The organism is Thiorhodococcus mannitoliphagus (assembly GCF_010915725.1).
In the GTDB taxonomy this organism is placed as follows: domain Bacteria; phylum Pseudomonadota; class Gammaproteobacteria; order Chromatiales; family Chromatiaceae; genus Thiorhodococcus; species Thiorhodococcus mannitoliphagus.
The window spans coordinates 1-555 of sequence record NZ_JAAIJR010000440.1 but is presented as its reverse complement, the minus strand read 5'-3'; the positions used below and the strand labels follow the sequence as shown (position 1 = coordinate 555).

Annotated in this window: 1 protein-coding gene and 1 pseudogene; both read left to right on the top strand. The window is 70.8% G+C overall.

What is annotated here, in order from left to right; all coding sequences use genetic code 11:
* Positions 1-267: hypothetical protein (locus tag G3480_RS27340; protein WP_206171948.1), on the top strand; the 267-nt coding region annotated here is incomplete at its 5' end.
* Positions 245-555 (top strand): annotated as a pseudogene (locus G3480_RS27335) (hypothetical protein); the annotation flags it as partial. The gene G3480_RS27340 and the pseudogene G3480_RS27335, both read left to right, overlap by 23 nt.

Sequence of the window (555 nt, the reverse complement as noted above, 5' to 3'; positions counted from 1 at the left end):
GCCGCTCGCCTGAAGGACGGCTACACGCCGGCCCAGCTGCAGCGCGCCATCGACGGCTGCCGCGCCTCCGCCTGGCACCAGGGGCGCAACGACCGTGGGCGCGCCTTCGACGACATCGCGCTCATCTGCCGCGATGCGGCCCGGGTCGAGCAGTTCCTCGCCCTGGCCGCCGGCCAGCACGCCGAACAGGCCGCGCTGGAGGCCTTTCTCAACCCGGACCCCGGTCCGCTGGAGGGGGAGTTCCATGTTGTGCGATCACGATCGTAAAGCCTTCTCGGATCTGCTCGATGAGGTCGGCGAGACCTACGGGCAGAGCGTCTCGGCGCGGCTCAAGCAGACCTGGTGGCGTCTGCTCGCCGAGCGCCTAGATCTTGCGACCCTGCGTCAGGTCCTGGATGGTCACCTGCTGGACGCCGAGCGCGGGCGCTACTTCCCGCGCCCGAGCGACGTTATCGCCGTGCTGGAGCGCGCCGGCGGTGGACGTCCCGGTCCCGACGAGGCCTGGGCGCTGGCGATCGACACCTTCGACGAGGCCGCGAGTGTCTGCGTCACCGA